We start from the raw sequence: 20610 nt of genomic DNA, 5'->3' as shown, positions 1-20610 counted from the left end.
TTTTCTTTCCAAAATAAGCAGATTTTTTAAATAAATCGAGTTTTTTTTGTTGCTTTTAGTTTGAAATAATGTATGATTACATTTGTGATATATTGCATACCTTAATTCGTGGAAAAATCAGTTATAGTGAAATCATAATGTTCAAATTATTTATTGGAACATTGTGCAGGTACAGGAAGGGGAAAGGGCAAGATGGATACAAAATTATCCTTTAAATCTTATGCTGTAGTAGGAATGATGTTGTTTGCTTTATTTTTTGGAGCAGGCAATTTAATTTTTCCAGCGCAGCTTGGACAATATGCAGGAACAAATGTGTGGGTAGCGGTAGCAGGATTTCTAGTTACAGGAGCTGGCTTGCCATTGCTTGGAATTTTGGCGATCGGCTATTCAAAGAGCGATGATTTGCAAGATCTTGCTGGACGGGTTCATCCTATGTTTGGATTAATCTTTACAGCCGTGCTTTATTTGACAATAGGCCCGTTTTTTGCGCTTCCAAGAACAGGTGCCGTCGCTTACGATATTGGAATTGCACCATTTGTTGGCGGGGCTTCCATGACGACAGGTCTATTTATCTTCTCGCTTGTTTTTTTCGGAATTTCACTTTGGCTTTCGCTAAACCCATCTAAAATGGTCGACAACATTGGGAAATTCCTATCACCTGCAATCTTATTGGCATTACTGTTGTTGTTGGTAATGGTTATTTTGAAGCCGTTAGGTGGAATGGAAGCTCCACAGGAAATGTACTCAAGCGGAGCGTTTTTAAAGGGTTTCACCGAAGGATACAACACAATGGATGCACTTGCTTCATTGGTGTTTGGAATTATTGTCATTTCAACTGTCCGCAAAATGGGCATCAAGTCCCCGCAAGGCATCCTATCGGCAACTATGAAGAGCGGAGTTGTGGCGGTAGGCTTGCTGGCTTTAGTGTATGTCGGAATCGCCTATCTGGGAGCAACTAGTACAGGTGTGTTCGGTTTGTTCGATACAGGCGGGCCGGTGTTAAGTGAAGCTTCGTCTTATTATTTTGGAACTTTCGGGGCAGTGTTGCTTGCAATCATTATAACGTTAGCTTGTTTGACAACAGCTATCGGATTAACGGTGGCAACATCTGAGTTTTTCAACAAACTTACCCCGCGCATTAGTTATAAAGTTTATGTCGTGATTTTCACACTATTTTCTTTGATTGTCGCAAATGCTGGATTGTCTAACATCATCACGTATTCCATCCCAGTTTTGATGCTGTTGTATCCATTGGCGATTGCGTTGATCATACTGGCATTTTTATCGCCATTGTTCAAGCATCACCGTCTCGTTTATGTCTCGGTTATCGCAGTGACTTTCCTGATCAGCCTCATTGATGGATTGAAAACATTGACTGCTTTATTAGGAGTTGCAAACCCTGCTTGGTTGCAGGCAATCATCGACTTTTATGCGTCTGTGCTTCCGTTCTACAATAGTGGGCTTGGCTGGTTCCTCCCAGTCCTTATCGTAATTGCTGTTACAGGTGTTATCGCGAATCTTGGAAAAAGTACGCGTACACGGGCTGCACAAAACGAAATGTAATTCCATTTAAAAAGGTCAGGTTGAAAAATCAGCTTGGCTTCAAAATAAAAAGCTGTCCTAAAAGCATAAGAGCTTTTAGAACAGCTTTTTTCTATTGGTTAAGCATTTGCTGGCGCTGTTAGTTCGTCAATTGTTCGGATCCAATTCGCTTTCATCAAACGCGAAACTTCTTCGGCATCTTTTTCTTCAAGAGCGCGAATGATTTTTTTATGTGTATCATACGAACCGGCGGTCAGAATCAGTGAATTATGGAAAAATTGTCTTCTAACATGTGACTGCAAGTGGTCAAGCATAGTATGCACGTAAGGATTTTGTGCAGCGTTTACAATCAACTGATGGAACTCTTCGTCAATCTTAAGCGCACAGAAGTTGTCGTTTGCTTTTATCGCCTGAACGAATCGTCGATTGGTTTCTTTTAACATGTCAATCGATTGACTGTCCATATTAGGGATTGCCAGTTCCGCTGCCAATGCTTGAAGTACAGCTACCGGAGGGAGAAGGTGGACAATATCTTCTTTATGGACTTTTGTCACACGTGTCGTCTTGCCTGGAAACATTTCAACAAAACCTTGTGCTTCAAGAAGCTGGAGAGCCTCGCGAATAGGGGTTCTGCTTAAGCTCAAAGCCTGTGCTAGGTCGGTATCTACCAATTTCTCATCGGGTTGCAGCGTGCCATCTATAATCCATTGCTGTAATTGCAGGTATGCACTTTCTTTTGCAGTAACACGTACAGGTTTCGGGTGATTTACTGGGACCGGCATTGCAGTTTCCCCTTTCTTCTTTTATAAACTACATCCAGTATACACCAATTTTCATTATTCCAAAAGATTGTTTATGCAATATACTGCAGCTTCATGTAAGAATAGTGAAATGTATGCTTGTTTGAAGCTGTAAGGATAGGGAAGAAGAAAGGTAAGAATCCAAGTTGAAAGGAGTATACGCATGTTGACATTAGTTCCAAGCAAGGATACTCGTACGATTGCAGTTGAGGTGAACGGCAAAGTCAAAAAAGAAGATATGGAAAAACTAGATAAAGTAATTCAGGAAAAATTTGCAGAAGACGGGGAATTCAATGTTTATGCAGTCATTTATGATTTTGATGGAGCGTCTTTCAAAGCTGCAGCTGAAGAAGTAAAAATTGACGTGAAGCGATGGAGCCAATACGCAAAAATGGTGGTGGTGAGCGACAGCAAAGGGCTAAAAGGGCTAACGGATGCGAGCGGCTATTTGCCGAGTGTCAAAACTAAGCATTTTCCATTGAATGAGATGGAAGAAGCCTGGGAATGGATCAAAGCATAAAAAAGGCGTTTTGCAGAAATGCAAAACGCTTTTTTATGGAAAAAAGCCTTCAGCGATAACCTATAAAAGCAATCGGTATAAAAGAAGAGCACTTTGTATTACACTGATTATAAGATTAATCGGATCTACAGATAGGATGAGAATGATGAAACCGGAAATTTCGTTAAAAGTGAATGACAAATTTAAAGCGAACTTTGTTAAAGGCTACCCGCTAATCACGAAGGAATCAGTGGAAAACATAGAATCCATTAGGGCGGAAGGCGCTATTGTGCGGTTGACGGATAAGCAGGGGCGTTTTATCGCCAAAGGCTACTGCGGCAAGCAAAACAAGGGATACGGCTGGGTGCTGACGCGCAGTGAACATGACATGATCGATCAAAGCTTTATCCAGGAAAAACTGGCAGCTGCATTTGTGAAGCGGCAGTCATTTTTTGACAATGCAGCCACGACAGCTTTTCGGGTATTTAATGGAGAAGGCGATGGATTCGGCGGATTGACGATTGACTATTTCGCTGGCTATTATCTCCTTAGCTGGTACAGTGAAGGGGTTTATACGTTTAAAGCGGAAGTTGTTGCAGCTCTTAAAAACCTTGTGGAATTCAAAGGCATATACCAGAAAAAGCGTTTTGATCTAAAAGGGCAATATATTGAAGAAGATGATTTCGTGGCGGGCGAGCGCGGGGATTTTCCACTGATCGTAAAGGAAAACAACGTCAATTACGCCGTATATTTGAACGATGGCGCAATGACCGGAATTTTCCTCGATCAGCGCGATGTACGCGGTAAAATAAAAGAAAAGTACGCGAAAGGCAAAACGGTGTTGAACACCTTTTCGTATACGGGTGCGTTTTCAGTTGCTGCAGCAATAGGCGGAGCTGCAAAAACGACAAGCGTCGATTTGGCAAAACGCAGCTCAAGCAAAACCATCGAGCAGTTCAGTGTCAATGGAATCGACTATGAGAGCCATGACATTCTCGTCATGGATGTCTTCAACTATTTTAATTATGCAAAGCGCAAAGAATTGAAATTCGATTTGGTCATCCTTGATCCGCCAAGCTTTGCGCGTTCAAAAAAATATACGTTCAGCACAGCAAAAGACTATACGAACCTGATGAAAGAAGCAATCGAGATTACCGAAGACAATGGTGTCATTGTCGCTTCGACAAATAGTGCTTCTTTTGGCATGAAAAAGTTCAAAGGATTTATCGATAAAGCATTCAAAGAACTTGGGAAGAAATACAGCATTGTGGAAGAGTTTACATTGCCAAGTGATTTCCGTGTGCAAAAGGAGTTCAAAGAAGGCGACTATTTGAAAGTATTGTTCGTTAGATTGCAGTAGATCCGTTCCACTAGCGCATTTATTGGCAAACTATGGCGAAACGTTGAAGGCAAGGGAATTTTATTAGCAAACTTGCTGCAGGAAAACTGTACAGGCCAGATTCCCCGCTTTTATAATGGAAAGTAGATTGTGAGGGGAATTGAATGTTTAAAAATGCACTAGAGCAATTTCGGGTAATGGGTTTTTTGGAAGGCACTTCGTTATTGGTTTTATTGTTTATCGCAATGCCGCTTAAATACGGTTTTGATTTGCCGGAAGTGGTGAGTGTGGTAGGAGCGATTCACGGTGGATTGTTTACACTTTATTGTCTAGTAATTGTCTATGCAACTTTCGTGGTGAAATGGCCGATCCGTTTTGCGGTTGGCGCAGTTGCGGTGGCGTTTATCCCATTTGGCAATTTCGTTCTGGATAGCCGGCTGAAAAATTGGAAAAAGGCTCAAGCCGCTTAAAACACTTGTGGATTCGCTTCCGCAAGTGTTTTTTGCTTGGGGTAAAATAGGCCAAAGGATTTCTGATCAGCAGGAACTGTTCTATAATGGAAGCATTCCATAAAACTTTAGTTATTGGAGGCATTGTCATGGCAAAAGCAGTTTCTTCTCCCGCAGCGGGAAACCCGGTTTATCCGGTCATGTTTGCAATAGGCGCGTGCCATTTGCTAAACGATTCCCTGCAGGCGGTCATCCCGGCGATGTTCCCAATTTTAGAAACCGACCTTGGGTTGACGTATACGCAATTGGGGCTCATTGCATTTGCGTTAAACATGGTAGCGTCCGTCCTGCAGCCGGTTGTTGGCTATATCAGCGACCGGAAGCCGATGCCTTACGCCTTGCCGATCGGCATGACAAGTTCGTTTCTTGGGATAGCGGGACTGGCGTTCGCTCCTGAATATTGGATGATTCTTGTAGCGGTAATGTTTCTTGGTTTTGGATCTGCCATTTTCCATCCTGAAGGGTCGCGTGTATCATTCATGGCCGCAGAGTCAAAACGGGGATTGTCCCAGTCGATTTATCAAGTCGGAGGGAACTCTGGCCAAGCCCTCGCTCCGCTGATCAGCGCGTTTATCCTTGTGCCGCTAGGACAGAGTGGCGCGGCACTGTTTTTAATCGTGGCAGCTATCGGCATTTTTATTTTGATGCGGATTTCTTTTTGGTACAAGGAACGGCTAGCGCAGGAAAAACTGCAAAAACAGAAAAAACCAATTCTTTCTTCACTGCCGGAAATGACCAGAAAACAAGTGGGAGTGGCCCTTGGATTGTTGTTGATCATTATTTTCGCTCGTTCGTTTTATGTAACGAACATGACCAGTTTTTACATTTTCCATTTGATGGAAACCTACGGGTTGACGATTCAGCAAGGACAATTGTACATCTTCTTGTTTTTGGCCGTCGGCGCTGCCGGAACCTTCTTTGGCGGTCCTCTAGCGGACAGAGTCGGCCGGAAAAACGTTATCGTGCTGTCGCTTTTGGTGCCGATACCGCTTGCAGCCATACTGCCTTACATACCGCTGTATGCTGTTATAGTTTTACTCGTGCTCATCGGCTTTTTCATCATGCTCAGCTTCTCTGTGACAGTCGTATATGCGCAAGAACTGGTGCCAAGCAAAATTGGGACGATGTCCGGGCTGACTGTTGGCTTGGCTTTTGGCATGGGCGCAATCGGCGGTGTCGTCATCGGTATGCTGATGGACACGATTGGCGTCTACGAAACGATGGTTGTCGTCTCGTTCTTGCCGATTATTGGGTTGGTCGGGCTGGGACTGCCAAAAGATAAAAAAATCAATGCAGCACATTAAAGGGAAGAGGTGAAAAAATGGAGACCGGATTGCCTGAAATACCGAAGGAAATCCAAACGGAGCGGCTGCTTCTTCGGATGCCGCTGCCTGGCGATGGAGAGAAAGTAAATGCCGCAATACGCTCTTCTCTTGATGAATTAAAACCATGGCTGCCATTTGTGCAAACTTTGCCAACCCCTGAAGAAACTGAAATTAATTTGCTGGAGGCCCATATTCAATTTTTAAAGCGGGAGAACTTGCGTTATCTCATTTTTCACAGGAACACTGGTGATTTTATCGGCACGACAGGCTTCCACGATATTGAATGGGAAATTCCGAAAATGGAAATCGGCTATTGGATCGATACGAAATGGAGCGGATCCGGTTATATGGTGGAAGCGGTGGAAGCATTGAACCGCTTGGCAATTGAAGGCTTTTTGTGCAGGCGCGTAGAGATCAGGTGCGATGCAAAAAATAGCAGAAGCCGGGCCATCCCGGAAAAGCTAGGATTTGTGCTTGAAGGCATTTTGCGCAACGATGAGCTGTCTGTTGACGGCAAGCGGTTGACCGATACTTGCATCTACGCAAAAATCACCTGATGTAAGCTGTTGAAAAACTTTATCTAAAGGATAGGAGTTTTGATTATGGAGCAACCGCAAGAAAAAACAGCGTTAAAACCATTCATTTCTTTGCTTTTATCTTTGAAGATTCCTAAATGGGCTCTGATTGCCGGCTTAGCGGCAAGCTTGGTCACAACACTTGTCGGACTTTTAGTGCCGTTGTTGACTAAGAATTTAGTGGATGGTTTTTCTGTCGATTCCCTTAGCCCCATGCTAATCGGTGGCCTTGCCGCAGCTTTTATCTTGCAAGCTGTTATCAGCGGGCTATCCATTTACTTGCTTAGCATGGTCGGACAAAAAGTGGTTGCTGGGCTACGCGAGCGGATGTGGGTAAAATTGATTCGGCTCCGCGTCCCTTATTTTGACCAGCAATCAAGCGGAGAAACGGTCAGCCGAATCGTCAACGATACAGGGATTGTCCGCAACTTGATCACAGACCACTTCCCACAGTTTATCAACGGCATCGTTTCAATTATTGGCGCCGTTATAATTCTGCTCGTTCTTGACTGGAAAATGACATTGATCATGCTTTTGGCAGTGCCGGTAACAGTAGCGGCGATGATTCCCCTTGGCCGCCGCATGGCTAAAATTTCACGTAATTTACAAGACGAGACAGCTGTCTTCACGGGGCATGTCCAGCAAACGATGGGCGAAATCCGTTTGATGAAATCATCGACAGCTGAAGGTGTGGAAGAAGACAGAGGCTTGAAGGGTATTCAGAAACTTTTTTCACTCGGGTTGAAAGAGGCAAAAATTTATGCGCTTATTGCTCCGCTCATGTATACAGTAGTGATGGTCGTCATTGTTGTGATTATCGGTTATGGGGGCATCCGTGTAGCTGAAGGTACGATGTCGACAGGTTCGCTTGTCGCCTTTTTATTGTATTTATTTCAAATCATCATGCCTGTCACTACATTCGCTTTGTTTTTTACAGAACTTCAAAAAGCGAAAGGGGCGACCGGACGCATCATTGGCATTTTAGATTTGACGCAGGAGGAAGAAGAGCAAGGGCTTGAATTGGACATAGCCCATAAAACTCTGCAGGTGTCGAATGTCAGTTTCGCTTATGAAATGGGAGAACCGGTTTTGCAAGACGTGTCATTCAAGGCGCAGCCTGGTGAAATGATTGCTTTTGCAGGCCCGAGCGGAAGCGGGAAAACAACAATTTTTGGACTGGTCGAACGTTTTTATGAACCCTTGTCCGGAGAAATCATGATAGGCGGCATTCCAATCAACAATTTGTCGCTGCCGTCTTGGCGCAGCCAAATCGGTTATGTTTCTCAGGAAAGCGCAATGATGGGCGGCTCGATACGCGAGAATCTGGTTTATGGCTTGCCAAACGCCAATAACATATCCGATGAAAAATTATGGAAAGTAGCTGGCATGGCATATGCAGAGGCATTTATCCGTGATTTTCCCGCTGGGTTGGATACAGAAGTGGGCGAGAGGGGCGTTAAGTTGTCTGGCGGACAACGCCAGCGTATTGCGATTGCCCGGGCTTTTTTGCGAGACCCGAAAATCCTTATGATGGATGAAGCGACCGCTAGCCTAGACAGCCAGTCAGAAGGAATTGTCCAGCAAGCGCTGAGCCGCCTTATGGAAGGCCGCACTACGTTAGTCATCGCCCACCGATTATCTACCATTGTCGATGCAGATAAAATCGTCTTTATTGAGAAAGGGCGGGTGACCGGCATCGGGACCCACTTGAAATTGGCGGAAACCCATCCTCTTTACCGTGAATTTGCGGAACAGCAATTAACGTGAAATTCGGCTTGACCTTGACGTTGCGTAAAGGTGTAGAGTGGAGCTATCAGGAGGTGAAGGGATGGAATATACTGTTCAAAAGATGGGGAAACTGGCGGGAATCAGCACTCGGACACTTCGATATTATGATGAAATCGGCATTTTGAAGCCGGCCAGAAAAAATCCATCTGGATACCGCATCTACGGAAAAAACGAGGTGGATAAGCTGCAGCAGATACTTTTTTACCGAGAGCTTGGCTTGGATTTGGATCATATCAAGAAAATAGTCAACGATCCTTTGTTCGATGGTGCTGCAGCTTTGAAACAGCATCGGGAACAACTCCTTGCCAAACGCAGGCAACTGGACCTCTTGATCAATAATGTGGAAAATACCATTTCCGCAACAGAAGGGAAGAGTCAAATGGCTGACAGCAAAAAATTTGAAGGTTTTAAACAAAAGCTGATTGAGAACAACGAAAAACAGTATGGAGAAGAAATCCGGGAGAAATACGGCAATGATATGGTAGATGCATCAAATGCCAAAATGCTGAATATGTCGGAAGCGCGGTACGCAGAATTTATGAGCCTGGAAGAAGAGTTTCGAGCTGTACTTGCGGAAGCGTTCAAAACAGGCGATCCCAAAAGCACCGCCGCTCAAAAGGCGGCTGGGCTCCACAAACGATGGCTGATGTTCACTTGGCCAAACTACAGTAAAGAAGCACATGCTGGCCTTGCACAAATGTACGTAGATGATGAGCGGTTCAGCGCTTATTACGACAAGGAGCAACCGGGAACCGCCCAATTTCTTAGAGATGCGATTTCTATCTACACAGGCAGTAAACAATTTTAAAATTGTAAAAGAAACTGGGTCTAATTAATTAGACCCAGTTTCTTTTCGGGATAATATTAATGAAATCTTCATAAAATTTACATAAAGTGAATACATTTTAATGGATTCTTTGCTATAATTGAAGCTATAGCACTCTAGCCTATGATTTGTTTTATTTGAAAGGGAGAGGATTATAGTGACTGAGAAGAACATGGCTCCAATCGTTTCTGTCAAGGTAATGTCGTTCAATATCGCTCATGGATTGGGAATGGATGGTACGGTAGATTTGGAGAAAACGGCTTCAGTGATTGAAGATTCCTGTGCCGGCATTGTAGCCTTGCAGGAAGTAGACCGCCATTTTTCAGCACGTAGTTCTTTTATGGATCAAGTGGATTGGCTTAGCAAACGATTGGGGATGCATGCGGCTTTTGGGGCAACGCTGGATTTGGAGCCGGAGATGCCTGAGATGCCAAGACCGCAGTATGGGAATGCGATTTTAAGCAAATACCCGATCAAGTATGTGGAAAATCATCTTTTGCGCCAAGTGATTACTCCAATTGGGCACAATGAACAACGCGGCGTCCTTGAAGCGGTCATTGAAGTAAAAGGATCTCATATTAGCGTTTTTAATACACATTTAGCTTTTAAGGATGAAGAACTGGAAGTCAGTATAAAAGAACTTCTCAACATAGCAGGCAATGACCGCTTTCCTCGGATCATTGCTGGGGATTTCAACGCTGCACCGGATCATGCGGAAATGAAGAAAATGAAAAAAGAGTTTTCAGATGTCTTCTTAAAAATGAAAAGAGGGGATGCTTATACGTATCCCGCTTCTTATAAAAATGAAGCTGCCGGTGAACTATTAAAACCGGTAACGCGCATCGATTATATTTTCATGGATGGCGAATTTGAGGTTGCCCAAACAGCGGTTATGGACACGGCTGTCTCCGACCACCTTCCGATTCTTGCTGATTTGATCGTCATGAAAACCAAAAAGCCTTCAGAACAGCCGACAGCAGCCGAACTTCAAAAAGCATAAAGGTTTATAGTATACGGAAAAAGCCGGAAGCGTAATGCTTCCGGCTTTTTATGGTCTGTCTCAAGAAGATTAACGGTTCGTAATGGTTTCCGGATACATATCGTGGTTCATCATACGATAAGAAGCCATTTCTTCGTATTTTGTCCCTGGTTTACCGTAGTTGGTATAAGGATCGATCGACAAGCCGCCGCGCGGTGTGAATTTGCCCCATACCTCGATGTAGCGGGGATCCATCAATTTGATTAAATCATTCATGATGATGTTGACGACGTCTTCATGAAAATCGCCGTGGTTGCGGAAGCTGAACAAATACAGCTTCAACGATTTGCTTTCCACCAGTTTTTTGTCCGGGATAAAGCTCAAGTAAATGGTCGCAAAATCCGGCTGTCCGGTTTGCGGGCACAGTGAAGTGAATTCTGGGCAATTGAATTTCACGAAATAATCCCGTGTGTGCAAATTGTCAATCGGTTCGAGAATATCTGGATCGTATTCGAATTTATATTTGGTGTTTTGATTGCCGAGAAGTGATAAGTGGTCTAGTGTGTCTTCGTTTCTTCCTGCCATTGGAAAGGCCTCCTTAAAAATGCCGGTTTGAGAGCAGCCTATAAAAAATGGACAAAAGAAAAAGCCGAATCGCATGTGGATTTGGCTGAGTTTCAACAATCCATAGTTTTTTATAGAGGGTGAAATGCTATGAACCTCTCCCGGAACCGGGTTATTTGGTTTTACTAACCCATACTATAAGACTTTGGATTTCCTGTCAATTCGGGTTTTGATTGATTGAATTTTAAGGAAGAATTGTCGCAGAGCGCTTCACGATCGTCAACCTTCTGTTGAGAGGGAGAAAAGGAAGCGGGAACGGCTTTGCGGTTGTATCTATAGTGTTACTGCTGCCTGACTTTGCTGATAAAGAATGATATTTTCCGGTGATGGTTGAACTTTCTTAACATTGCTGATGATGAATCTGCTTTTCGGCAGCGTCGGCATGCGCCTCATATCATATCGTAAATCTTGTTCCGGAACGGTGTAGCTGATGTTTTCAGTCAAGTACTTGAAGAAAGCCTGCATGATCATGACGGTCATCCACTCGCCCGCACAGCGGTGGCCCATATAATGGTCGCCGCCTCCTTGCTGAACAAAGGCGAACGGGCTGCCTTTCCAATCGTGGAAGCGCTCAGGAATAAATTCATCAGCGTTTGTCCAACTATCAGGATGGCGATTGGTCCCGAAAATATCCAGTATTACCATCATATTTTTCTTGAAGTGGTAACCGTGCCAAACGAAATCCCGTTTTACTTTTGCTCCCATGGCTGGAGTGAACGGATAAAAGCGACGGACTTCTTGCGCAAACATTCGGCTGTAGTTGTTTTGTCCAGCTTGCAGTTTTGCACGGGTCTCCGGATATTCGTGAAGGGCGAGTGCCCCAAAGGCAATCAAATAAGCGGTGGCTTGCATCGGGCGGTAAGCGTTATTAAGCTCCACGGCAGCTGTATGGAGGGGCAAATATTTTCCGTCGGTCCCTTTATGATGTGCCACAATATAAGCCGCAGTGTAAGAAGGGGGATTATAAATGCCGGAGCGAATGTCTTTGATGATTCCTTCAAGCCATTTTTCTTGGCTTTGCCGGGCTACAGCACCTTCCTTGAACCTTTTAGGAGAACCGCCAAAAGAATCGACCATTGCCGAGAGTTCTTGGGTTCGCTGTTTTACCTCACTTTCTTTTAATGGCAAGCCTGCCCAATGGCAGATGGCCCGAGCCAAAATTTCTTCCACTTCATCAAATAGCCGTACTTGTTTCTTGGTTTGCCATTCTGAAACTTTTGCATCCAGCTCTTCAATGACCATCCGTTTAATATCTTCCAGCCGCTCAGGGGTCATCATCGATAAAAACATTAACTTTCGGTGATGATGTTCTTCTCCGTCTTGTTCATGGATGCCGCCTTCACCGAGCAAGGTTTTCTTCAAGGGCTTTGGCAAAGCGCCTTTGCGTTTAAAGTATTTAGGGTCGTAAAAGAGCGCTGCAGCTTCTTCTCCCGCGATGCAAACCGCTTTTTGCCCCATAAATCGTGTTGTGAAAATATCCGAGCCAAGTGCTTGCCGGCGGCGCGGAATAAAATCAAATCCTTCTTTCACGAGGGACATAGTGCTGTCAAACTCTTTTGTTCTTGGAATAGGGCGTTTCACTTGCATCAACTTCAACTCCTTTTTCTTGGTGAGCTATCTTCTTGTTATAGCACCATCCAGATAGATGGAAATCAAAAGTTTCTTCCTCTAAACATACCCCTTCGAAATATTGGTAAACGCATTCTTAAGAGCGGGCATATACTGCGAAAAGGAGTACACATTGCGTGAGCAGGGTATGGGTTTACATACCGATCAGAAGTGTTTATTGTTTAAACCTGTCTTTTGTATGGCGGGTTTTTTGAAGTTCTTTATTTAAAAGCGATTAAAAAGGAAAGGGGCAGAATAGATGGTGAGTATTGGGCCGAGTGCATTACCCGGAGGAATTTTGACTTGGGTTATGGAGTCGATTGGGGAAGGAGCTGAAATACGCCATGTCCAGCCTCTTGCCGGCGGGACATCTTCGACGTTGCGGGAGCTTACGGTTTGCCGTAATGGGGAACTGTCCAGCTACGTTTTGCGCTTGTTTTCAAACAAAGAATGGCTTGGGCAAGAACCGGATTTGGCTTGGCATGAAGCTGAAAGCTTGCGGTATATGAGGCAAAGCGGCGTCACTGTTCCCAATCTGATTGCTTACGATGAAACGGGGGAAAGGTGCGGGTTGCCGGCAACCTTAATGACTAAAATAAGAGGCGCTGTGGTATTGCGCCCGACAGATGAGAACCAATGGATTGATGGGTTAGCTTTAGCACTTGCAAAGATTCATCAAACGAATGGAGAGAACTTTCCGTTTGAACACTTTTCCTATAATGATGCTTTAACGCTGGAAAAGCCATTATGGTCAAAAGTGCCAAATGACTGGATGCGTGCTTTTTATATAGTAGCTGGCATTCGTCCGCAAACAAAATTCTCTTTCATCCATAGGGATTACCATCCGTCCAACGTTTTATGGGAGGGCGGAAAAGTGAGCGGTGTGGTGGACTGGGTCAATGCGTGTCTGGGGCCGATCGGCGTTGATGTAGGCCATTGCCGCGTCAACTTGGCGCAGCTTTATGGCGTGTCGGTAGCTGACCGGTTTTTAGAGGCTTATCAGCGCTGTGCGGGAGAATCGTATAGCTATCATCCGTATTGGGATTTGCTTTCATTGATAGACACACTTGACGGGCCGCCGTCTGTATATGCCGGCTGGGTTGAGTTTAGTATGTCAGGCCTGTCAGATGAATTGGTCCAGCATCGTTTGGACGATTATTTGCTGAACTTGCTTGACCGTTTTGATGACTTTTAAGTGCGGAGTAGCCAGGTTTGACTTCTTTAAATTAGGCAATATACAAAACAAGCGAGTTTTTAAGGAGGAATCACAATGACAGATGAGCAACTAAACCAATTAAAAGATCAATTGACCGATCAATTGAAATCACTTGAAAGACGCGTTCAGCATAAAGAAGAATTTGATACGACCGAACTTTCCAATTACGATAACCACCCAGGCGATGCTGGAACGGATTTATTCGATATGGAACGGGGGATGGCGCTTACCCAGTTCAAGGAAGAAGAGCTTGATGATACTAAAGCGGCATTGGCAGCAATCGAAGCTGGAACATATGGGAAGTGCACGGAATGCGGAAAAGAAATTCCTTTTGAGCGGCTTGAAGCGATGCCAACAGCTTTAACGTGCATCGACCATGCGGACCAAGAGCCGGACTTGACGAGCCGCCCGCCGGAAGAAGATGTGTTAACAGGTTTTACTTCAAACCCAGTAAAGCAAGAAGACGACCGGTTAGAAGATTTCACGGATAACTTCCAAGATGTTGAAGAATACGGTTCGTCTGATGGACCTCAAGATCAACCTGGGGACGACGAAGACATGGAAGATTTTTATGAGGATAAAAGCAAAGATTGATTCTTGCCCTTGGCTTTTAATAGCCAAGGGATTTTTATGGAGAAAGGAATTGGAGATCTGGCTGTCGAACCCTCTAGTAAGGGAAGGATATTTCCCGGGAAATGGGGAGAAGTAAAATGAGCAAATTGGAAAAAGAGATATATGCTTTAGAACAGAGCCACTTGCAGCCGGATGTTCGGGTTTCGCAGCAAAAGCTGAAAGGTGTACTTGATGAAGAGTTTTATGAGTTTGGAAGTTCTGGCCGGATATGGAGGCGGTCGGATTACAAAGAAGATCACTCCTTAACGCCAGACCTCATGGATATTACAGATTTCATTATGCATGAACTTGGACCGGAAGCGGTGCTGACAACATACCATATCTATAATAGAACAACTGGGAAAAAGTCGCTCCGCAGTTCAGTCTGGAAAAAGCGTCCCGAAGGCTGGAAACTGTTTTTTCATCAAGGGACAGGGGCAAATTCTGAATGAGCAGTGTTTTAACGTTCTTTAAATAGGTTATTTATAAATAATAATAAGTTAAATTTGGAGGAGGAGAAAAAATGGAACATGCCATTGTGCTGTTTGACGGAGATTGCAACTTCTGTGACTCAAGTGTCCAGTTCATCATAAAACACGATCCCGCAGGTTATTACCATTTTGCATCCCTGCAAAGTGATGTCGGAAGAGAACTTAGAAAAGAACACCAAATTCCGGACGATGTTGACAGCCTAGTATTGATTGAGAACGGCCAGGCATACATCAAGTCAGAAGGTGCTTTAAGAATTTCACATCACTTGACCGGATTGTGGAAGCTGGCTTTCTATCTGAAATCAGTGCCGCGCTTTGTAAGGGATGGCGCTTATGATACGTTTGCCAGAAACCGCTACAAAGTATTCGGCAAACTCAATAGCTGCATGTTGCCGCCTCCGCATATCCGCAAAAGATTTTTGGACAAGTAAAAAAACAATCCGAAACAGGTGATGCGTTTCGGATTGTTTTTTATGTTCCATTTTATCAGTCGAATGTAGAGATTCGCCAATACTGGCTGGCGATGGCGTCTGACATCCAGGCGAGCCCCTTGCTTTCCGCCTCATGGATTTGTTCCCATTCAGTGTCTTTGCTTGTTCGTAAATACACTTCATGATTAGGTGCCTGATCATGGATGCCGATAATATCATAATAGCCATCCCGGTAGAAAGTCGCCGAAATTTCATAATCGATATTAGGTGAAGTGGTGAGCGGATTTCCAACACTGTGCTTCAGCGAAAGCGATACTTTATGTGGATCTTCTTTCACTTTTTCCAATACAATGCCTTCTGATGATGCGACATCTGCTTTCCGGAATTTTTTACGCCAGTCATAAGCGATGCTGGTACCCACATCTTTTTCATACTCGAGCACAGCGCCGCCTTCAGTCAGCTCGAGTGAAAAATTCACTTGTGTACGGTAATGTTTAGACTCCGGATCGAAGCTGCGGCCGTCTCCCGAAAAGTAGCGGTTGGGGGACAGTGGGTTGGGGCTCGGCAAAAACTCCTGCGGCAAGAAAGTTGTATAGCGGAAGTGCCAAACCGGGTATTGCAACTCAGTTTTAGCCAGCTCTTTTTCGGCAAGCATCCGGTCACGGCTTCCTACTTTCTTCGTTATCCAGAACTCTTCTTCTGCGGCTTTTTCCTGAGAAGATTTTGTGTTGACCAATCCGAAGACTCTCGCAACGGCAGACTTTTCAGTTTTAAAACTTTCTTCGGACTTCTCCAGCGGCCGTTTGCCGCGGATCCAATACGTATAGGGCTGATCCATTTCGGCATTGCGGTCTGTGAACTGATTCTTATCAACGGTATCAATAAGCTCGCCGTCGCGGTAAATTTCAAACTGCCCGATGCCCTCAATAGCACCCCAAGCTAGTACAATCTTCGACTTGGATAAAATGGTCGTTAAGGCGATTTGCTGCAGGCGGTTGACGAAATTTTCGACGTGGTTCTCGGTGCCTGTCTGCATTTTAATCTTTTCGACCGCTTTGCCTTCATCATCCAGCCGTTCAATGGTATACGTATACAATTCACCGCGCTGCAAATTCTCATCTTTCAGGGAATTTTGCGTTCCAGTATAGATAACTTCTTCATCGCGGGTTACGCGGCATGTATCACCGGTATAGGACCAAGTAAAATCAATGACGGTATCCGATTGCTGCAATAAATCAATTTCAAGGGAGTTCGGTAACAACTGCTATCACCTCCAAAGTGGGTTAATATGCTATACCCTTTCTTAAATCGGGCGAACCTTCCCGGTGAAAAGTTCCATGCTAAAAAACATGCGCTGTTTGCAAAAGCCAAAAACGAATAGTATGTTTAAAGAAATACAGTCAAACGTTCATGGGCGAATTGCAGTAGGAGGAATATACCGATGTCTCTACAAGAAAACAAAAAGAAGCGCAGCTTCCGCAATTTTGACGAAGCAGCTGGACATATTCTCGAAATGCTCAGCAAACAATTAAAAATTAATACATTATTCATTGCTAAAAATGATGGTCAAACAAATGAAATCGTCAAATCCCGCAATACCAGAAAAGAGCTGATTATAGAAGGAAGCTTTTTGCCTTTAGAAAATACATTTTGCAGCCTTAGCATCAGTTATGGGGAAGCGCCCCTGGTCATTGAGGATATTTCCAAAAGCAAAATGACGGAGTCGCTGGAGATTGCTTCACAGTTCGATAACGGCTCCTTTATTGGAATTCCTGTGTATTACGAGGACGGGGAGGTTTATGGAACAATCTGCGGATTGGACAACGAACCGTTCGAATTTACAGAAGAACATATATATACATTTGAAACGATGTCTTCGCTGCTGACATATGTTTTAGAACTTGAGAAAGCGAACAACCAAATCCAGACGCTTTCATCGCCGCTTGTCCCTGTTACAAAAGGTTTGGCGATTTTGCCGGTCATCGGTGAAATTACAACACAGCGAGCCCAAACTATTATCGATCACGTGCTAACAAAAGCGGGGGAAAAAGATCTGGAGTATTTGGTCATTGACGTTTCCGGCGTCTCCCAAATCAACACGGCAGTAGATGAATACTTGCTAAAGCTGGTCGATATTCTAAAAGTAGTTGGCATTGCTCCAGTCATTACAGGCATCCAGCCGTTTATGGCATTAAAGGTTCCTCACTTTGCCGCTAGTTTAAAAGGCGTCTTAATCGAAGCCAATTTAGAAACCGCGTTAAAACAACTAGGTTTTGTATTGATGCAAAATTGTCCAAAAAACTCGGGCCGCCTTTAATGGCGCCCGAGTTTTTTTAGCTTTCTTTATCGAAGAAAACGTGTTTCAATTCCCAGGAATCCCCGATTTCTAACAAGCCGAAAGAATACTGGGGTTGGGTGCGTTTATCGGTAGGAGAGCCGGGATTGAACAAGATGACGCCCTCCACTTCGCGCATGACCGGGATATGGGAGTGGCCGAATACAATAATATCCACTTTTTCTTCACGAAACGCATCAAATGCCCGCTGTTCCGTTGTTTGGCGGATGCCATCGCCATGGACTACACCAATACGAAGACCTCCGAATTCCAGGATTTTACTTTTGCCGATGCGATCTGAAATTTCCCAAGGGTCTACATTACCAGTGACGCCATCTGTTTCCGCATAAGCCGCAAACTCATAATACACATCCATCGTCTGCCAATCTCCTGCATGGATGATGAAATCCGCCTCTTGGCATGCATCAATTAAGATTTGAGGCAATTTCTTTGCGCGTATTGGAATATGGGTATCTGATACTATGACGATTTTTTTCATGTATGTACCTCCGCTCCATTGGTTTCTTCAACCGTAAAACTAATTATAGCCAATGTCAAAAACTATCTCTTTTTATTCTTCGACGCCAACAGGTTCATTACTGCCAAATAAAATAAGTTGTGATAAAATTAGCAGAATAATCAATTTGTTGTGTTGAAACAAGAAACTTTATATTAAAAGGGAAGGAGGGATAATATGCGCTATATCGAGAATTTAAGAGGGAAGGTCGGCAATGAACCATTATTGGCGGTCAAAACGTCAATTGTTGTACTGGATAAAAGGGGCTATATCTTGCTGAAGGAACGGGATGACGGCAGTTGGTCCTTGCCTGTCAGCTTTATGGAGTTGACTGAAACAGCGGAAGAAGCGGGAAGGCGTGGAGTCAAAGAGGAAACAGGAATTGAAATTGGCGAATTGAGCTTACTCGGCATTTTTTCAGGAAAAAAGTATTTCCAGGAAATGCCGAATGGAGATCAGTTGTATTCGCTAACAATCAATTATTGTTGCAGAGATATCCGAACCCCACTGCCTTTGGAAGATGCGGACGCTTCGCTGCAATTCAACTTTTTCGCGCTTGACCAGCTTCCTTCTTCCATCTGCGTACATACAAAAAAAGTCATCCATCATTATGGCGCTTCGTTTTATTGAACAGAAGTTCTTTATGCTCCGCATCAATAGACAAGGAGGAGGCAAAAGTGCCAAAACAACGCAAAATCGTGTGTTATATCGCTATTAGTCTAGATGGATATATCGCGACAGAAGATGATTCGCTTGAGTGGCTGTTCAAAGTTGAAGGAGAAGGCGATGCGGGATACGGGGAGTTTATAGAAACTATTGATACTGTAGTAATGGGCCGCCGCACATACGACTGGGTAATGGAAGCGGAAGGCGGGAAGAACCCTTATCCTGACAAGGAGTGCTATGTTTTTTCTACTGCAGAACAAGGGCAAAAAGAGAAAGTTAAATATACAAATGAAGAAATTTTGCCATTTGCAGAAAGGCTGAAACAAGAGCCGGGCAAAGACATTTGGGTGATTGGCGGCGGCAAGCTCCTGCACGGCTTCTTAAAAGAAAAGCTAATTGATGAATTTATTATCTCCATAGCGCCAACGCTTATCGGAAAAGGCATCCCGCTGTTTCAAGAACTCGATTTTGAAATCGAATACCACTTAAAGAACGTTCAGCAATTTGGACAGTTCGCGCAGCTGCATTATGAAATGAAAAAATAGAACGAAAAGAAGGATTCAAAAGCAGCAAGCTTTTGAATCCTTCTCAATTGTTGAAAAGAACAGCTTTTGCTTTGGCGATGAGATTGTCTTGATCATCGTGGCTCATGCAATCGGCATGAGTAAGGTTGCGCCCTTTTTCGACTGCGAATATGCGCGGCTGTCAAAAAATCGGATTTCGCAGCTTTTAAAAAGGTCACTGACAAATCGACCGTTACAACAGTTTGTTTGCCCTTTGTATCTGGAACTACTGTGTTGAATAGGGCAACATCCGCAAGTGCGGAAATGATGCCTCCGCGGATAACGCCGATGCTATTGACAAATAAGGGGTTGACCGGCAATGTCACTTTGACGCTATTTTCGGTTGTCCGCTCATACTTCATCTCCAAAAATTCATCGAATGGCTGGCGGATAAAAAAGATATTCCCTTTTTTTGGCATATCGATTCTTTTTGTTTATTCGCTTAAAGTTCGATAGAATCCTTTTTCACTATAAGAAAGAGCCAAGTAGATGCAATTTTTCGCTATAATGTTAAAGGGATTATGGAAAGGTTGGGTAAAGCAATGACAGAAACGTTAAATAGCGGGCTGCCGCCAAAAACATGCAGCATCGAGCGATTGGTCACGAATAAAAGAGATGTAGAAAAAGTATTAGCTGGCAAGAAAACAGCGACCCGGCGCAACGGCCGGTATGCGGATGCCGGGGAAATTATGGTTCTTGAAGGGCAAACGTTCAAAGTAGAGCGCGTCTATCGCCAAACTCTCGGTGAACTGACGGACAAAATGGCGATGCAGGAAGGCTATGACAGCGTTGAAGCATATAAGCAAACGATTTTGTCGTTTCATCCGGGCATGCCATGGACATCGGATATGAACGTTTGGGTCCATGAATTCAGTCCGGTATCCGGAGAGTAGTAAGCGATGTACTCTATTCTCTTATACGCTCACACTATGAGTGCTGTTTTATCAATCGGTCCTTTTTTTGTACTGGTTCCGCTGGTTAAGCGGATGGAGTCGGCACGAGGTGAAGTTCTGCATGCGCACATAGCTACTTTTAAATCAGCTACCCGCCTCGTTAAACATGCTGGACATGTTTTAGTGGCCAGCGGCGCTTTGCTGATCTGGCAAAGCGCATGGCAATGGTCGGCTTCATGGGTTGTTTTGACGCTGGCGGTCATGTTTGCATCGATTTTTTTCCTGGCCCGCGCCTTTACGCCGGTGTTGCGGAAGTTTGATGAAGCGGAGGCCGATCAAGCTGTGCTCGTCAAAAAATTAAACCGGTCTTTATGGATTTATATTTTTCTCCTGCTGTTGATGCTTTGGTTCATGGTGGATAAACCGGTATTGTGGTAACAAAAAAAGCTGATGTTCCGCTTTGGCAAGAGCG

The 20610-nt window shown here is 44.2% G+C and carries 24 protein-coding genes and 1 riboswitch; of the genes, 18 read left to right on the top strand and 6 right to left on the bottom strand.

Going from position 1 to position 20610, the window contains the following annotated elements; translation table 11 throughout:
• Positions 1-192 precede the first annotated feature (192 nt).
• The gene (brnQ, locus tag FQV28_RS13770) at positions 193-1563 is read left to right on the top strand and encodes a branched-chain amino acid transport system II carrier protein (protein WP_146497071.1); all 1371 of its coding nucleotides are present in this window, start codon (positions 193-195) and stop codon (positions 1561-1563) included.
• Positions 1564-1661: 98 nt separating this feature from the next.
• On the opposite strand, the gene FQV28_RS13765 is transcribed toward brnQ, so the two are convergent.
• Entirely contained in the window at positions 1662-2324 is a 663-nt protein-coding gene (locus FQV28_RS13765; RefSeq protein ID WP_146497070.1) for a GntR family transcriptional regulator, read from the bottom strand.
• 181 nt (positions 2325-2505) lie between these two features.
• Here FQV28_RS13765 and FQV28_RS13760 point away from each other — a divergent pair, with 181 nt between their 5' ends.
• The 8 genes from FQV28_RS13760 (at position 2506) to FQV28_RS13725 (ending at position 10203) form a co-directional block, all read left to right on the top strand.
• The gene (locus FQV28_RS13760) at positions 2506-2862 is read left to right on the top strand and encodes a SpoIIAA family protein (protein WP_146497069.1); all 357 of its coding nucleotides are present in this window, start codon (positions 2506-2508) and stop codon (positions 2860-2862) included.
• Positions 2863-3007: 145 nt separating this feature from the next.
• A complete protein-coding gene (locus FQV28_RS13755; RefSeq protein WP_146497068.1) occupies positions 3008-4201 on the top strand; it encodes a class I SAM-dependent rRNA methyltransferase in 1194 nt (397 codons plus the stop codon).
• Between the two features lie 143 nt (positions 4202-4344).
• A complete protein-coding gene (locus FQV28_RS13750) occupies positions 4345-4650 on the top strand; it encodes a DUF3817 domain-containing protein (RefSeq protein WP_146497067.1) in 306 nt (101 codons plus the stop codon).
• A gap of 128 nt (positions 4651-4778) precedes the next feature.
• Positions 4779-5993 carry an MFS transporter gene (locus FQV28_RS13745; RefSeq protein ID WP_146497066.1) on the top strand — a complete coding sequence of 405 codons (1215 nt, stop codon included), beginning with the start codon at positions 4779-4781 and terminating at the stop codon, positions 5991-5993.
• A gap of 17 nt (positions 5994-6010) precedes the next feature.
• Positions 6011-6571, top strand: coding sequence for a GNAT family N-acetyltransferase (locus FQV28_RS13740; RefSeq protein WP_146497065.1), 561 nt, complete (start codon positions 6011-6013; stop codon positions 6569-6571).
• Positions 6572-6616: 45 nt separating this feature from the next.
• A complete protein-coding gene (locus FQV28_RS13735) occupies positions 6617-8356 on the top strand; it encodes an ABC transporter ATP-binding protein (RefSeq protein ID WP_146497064.1) in 1740 nt (579 codons plus the stop codon).
• A 61-nt stretch (positions 8357-8417) separates the two neighbouring features.
• A complete protein-coding gene (locus FQV28_RS13730; protein WP_146497063.1) occupies positions 8418-9185 on the top strand; it encodes a MerR family transcriptional regulator in 768 nt (255 codons plus the stop codon).
• A gap of 175 nt (positions 9186-9360) precedes the next feature.
• Positions 9361-10203, top strand: a complete 843-nt coding sequence (locus tag FQV28_RS13725; protein WP_255472951.1) for an endonuclease/exonuclease/phosphatase family protein — start codon at positions 9361-9363, stop codon at positions 10201-10203.
• Positions 10204-10272: 69 nt separating this feature from the next.
• Here FQV28_RS13725 and queF read toward each other — a convergent pair whose 3' ends face one another.
• Both queF and FQV28_RS13715 read right to left on the bottom strand, forming a co-directional pair.
• A complete protein-coding gene (gene queF / locus FQV28_RS13720; RefSeq protein ID WP_146497062.1) occupies positions 10273-10767 on the bottom strand; it encodes a preQ(1) synthase in 495 nt (164 codons plus the stop codon).
• Positions 10768-10863: 96 nt separating this feature from the next.
• Positions 10864-10911, bottom strand: a riboswitch (PreQ1 riboswitch).
• A 168-nt stretch (positions 10912-11079) separates the two neighbouring features.
• Positions 11080-12393 carry a cytochrome P450 gene (locus tag FQV28_RS13715; RefSeq protein ID WP_146497061.1) on the bottom strand — a complete coding sequence of 438 codons (1314 nt, stop codon included), beginning with the start codon at positions 12391-12393 and terminating at the stop codon, positions 11080-11082.
• 280 nt (positions 12394-12673) lie between these two features.
• Here FQV28_RS13715 and FQV28_RS13710 point away from each other — a divergent pair, with 280 nt between their 5' ends.
• The 4 genes from FQV28_RS13710 to FQV28_RS13695 all read left to right on the top strand — a co-directional run bounded on the left by FQV28_RS13710 (position 12674) and on the right by FQV28_RS13695 (position 15164).
• The gene (locus FQV28_RS13710; RefSeq protein WP_146497060.1) at positions 12674-13609 is read left to right on the top strand and encodes an aminoglycoside phosphotransferase family protein; all 936 of its coding nucleotides are present in this window, start codon (positions 12674-12676) and stop codon (positions 13607-13609) included.
• A 75-nt stretch (positions 13610-13684) separates the two neighbouring features.
• Positions 13685-14224, top strand: a complete 540-nt coding sequence (locus FQV28_RS13705; RefSeq protein ID WP_146497059.1) for a TraR/DksA C4-type zinc finger protein — start codon at positions 13685-13687, stop codon at positions 14222-14224.
• A 116-nt stretch (positions 14225-14340) separates the two neighbouring features.
• On the top strand, positions 14341-14694 hold the full coding sequence (locus FQV28_RS13700; protein WP_146497058.1) for a nuclear transport factor 2 family protein: 354 nt from the start codon (positions 14341-14343) through the stop codon (positions 14692-14694).
• Between the two features lie 71 nt (positions 14695-14765).
• The gene (locus FQV28_RS13695) at positions 14766-15164 is read left to right on the top strand and encodes a thiol-disulfide oxidoreductase DCC family protein (protein WP_146497057.1); all 399 of its coding nucleotides are present in this window, start codon (positions 14766-14768) and stop codon (positions 15162-15164) included.
• Between the two features lie 55 nt (positions 15165-15219).
• On the opposite strand, the gene FQV28_RS13690 is transcribed toward FQV28_RS13695, so the two are convergent.
• A complete protein-coding gene (locus tag FQV28_RS13690) occupies positions 15220-16425 on the bottom strand; it encodes a DUF3238 domain-containing protein (protein WP_146497056.1) in 1206 nt (401 codons plus the stop codon).
• A 180-nt stretch (positions 16426-16605) separates the two neighbouring features.
• Between FQV28_RS13690 and FQV28_RS13685 the strand changes: the two genes are divergently transcribed.
• Positions 16606-17481 (top strand): STAS domain-containing protein, encoded by an 876-nt coding sequence (locus FQV28_RS13685; protein WP_146497055.1) that lies wholly within the window; start codon positions 16606-16608, stop codon positions 17479-17481.
• A gap of 16 nt (positions 17482-17497) precedes the next feature.
• Here the strand turns inward: FQV28_RS13685 and FQV28_RS13680 are convergent, their stop codons facing one another.
• Positions 17498-17998, bottom strand: a complete 501-nt coding sequence (locus FQV28_RS13680; RefSeq protein WP_146497054.1) for a metallophosphoesterase family protein — start codon at positions 17996-17998, stop codon at positions 17498-17500.
• A 195-nt stretch (positions 17999-18193) separates the two neighbouring features.
• Here FQV28_RS13680 and FQV28_RS13675 point away from each other — a divergent pair, with 195 nt between their 5' ends.
• Positions 18194-18646: an NUDIX domain-containing protein gene (locus FQV28_RS13675; protein WP_146497053.1), complete on the top strand. Its 453-nt coding sequence runs from the start codon at positions 18194-18196 to the stop codon at positions 18644-18646.
• 47 nt (positions 18647-18693) lie between these two features.
• Entirely contained in the window at positions 18694-19227 is a 534-nt protein-coding gene (locus FQV28_RS13670) for a dihydrofolate reductase family protein (protein ID WP_146497052.1), read from the top strand.
• Positions 19228-19319: 92 nt separating this feature from the next.
• Here FQV28_RS13670 and FQV28_RS13665 read toward each other — a convergent pair whose 3' ends face one another.
• A complete protein-coding gene (locus FQV28_RS13665) occupies positions 19320-19664 on the bottom strand; it encodes a PaaI family thioesterase (protein WP_255472948.1) in 345 nt (114 codons plus the stop codon).
• A 123-nt stretch (positions 19665-19787) separates the two neighbouring features.
• On the opposite strand from FQV28_RS13665, the gene FQV28_RS13660 reads away from it, so the two are divergent.
• Both FQV28_RS13660 and FQV28_RS13655 read left to right on the top strand, forming a co-directional pair.
• Positions 19788-20138, top strand: coding sequence for an ASCH domain-containing protein (locus tag FQV28_RS13660; RefSeq protein ID WP_146497051.1), 351 nt, complete (start codon positions 19788-19790; stop codon positions 20136-20138).
• A gap of 6 nt (positions 20139-20144) precedes the next feature.
• Positions 20145-20576, top strand: a complete 432-nt coding sequence (locus FQV28_RS13655; protein ID WP_146497050.1) for a hypothetical protein — start codon at positions 20145-20147, stop codon at positions 20574-20576.
• The last annotated feature ends 34 nt before the right edge of the window (positions 20577-20610 follow it).

Source organism: Planomicrobium sp. CPCC 101079 (genome assembly GCF_007859275.1).
Lineage (GTDB): Bacteria > Bacillota > Bacilli > Bacillales_A > Planococcaceae > Planococcus.
This window is presented reverse-complemented; position numbering and strand designations above follow the sequence as displayed.